The sequence below is a fragment of the Cellulomonas telluris genome, assembly GCF_004886325.1.
GTDB classification, from domain to species: Bacteria; Actinomycetota; Actinomycetes; order Actinomycetales; family Cellulomonadaceae; genus Cellulomonas; species Cellulomonas telluris.
Genome location: NZ_QXFN01000129.1, coordinates 1 through 504, shown reverse-complemented (window position 1 = coordinate 504; position 504 = coordinate 1). Strand labels below are relative to the sequence as shown.

The window sequence follows — 504 nt, the reverse complement described above, 5'->3', positions numbered from 1 at the left end:
TTGAGCGCGCTCACCACCTGCGGGACGTCGTCGGCGTCGGACGCCTCGAACACCGGGCGCAGCTCGCCGCGGAACGCCCGCAGCGCCGCCAGGTCGTCCTCGGCGATCGATCGGTGCAGCCACGAGCGGTCTGCGAGGTGCTCGCGGAGCGCCGCCACGTCGGGGAGCTCGGCGTTGACGAGCGCCGCGGAGCGCTCGGCGTACCGGATGAAGTCCATCCGAGCATTCTACGGACGTGCCCCTTACAGCAGCTCGGCCCGTCGTACGCCGGTGATGCGGTGGACGGCGAACTCGCGCACGTCGTCGGAGCGGTGGTCGAAGGCCGACAGCCGGCCGCCGTCGAGGCGTCGCGGGTCGACCACGCGCTCGCCGGTGGCGCCGTGGTTGTCGACGTAGCCGATGACGACGGTGGTGCCGGACTCGATGGCCTCGCGCAGCGCCGCCAGCGCCGCGGACGGGTTCGTGGCCTCCGCCGCCGAGGGTCGCGACGCCTCGGCGCGGTCG

The 504-nt window shown here is 74.0% G+C and carries 2 protein-coding genes; both read right to left on the bottom strand.

The genetic code is table 11. The features are described 5' to 3' along the window. Positions 1-218 (bottom strand): hypothetical protein (locus FB586_RS19070; protein WP_222928407.1); only part of this gene is annotated, 218 nt, incomplete at its 3' end. A 24-nt stretch (positions 219-242) separates the two neighbouring features. Then, positions 243-504: WYL domain-containing protein (locus tag FB586_RS19655; protein ID WP_168800640.1), on the bottom strand; the 262-nt coding region annotated here is incomplete at its 5' end.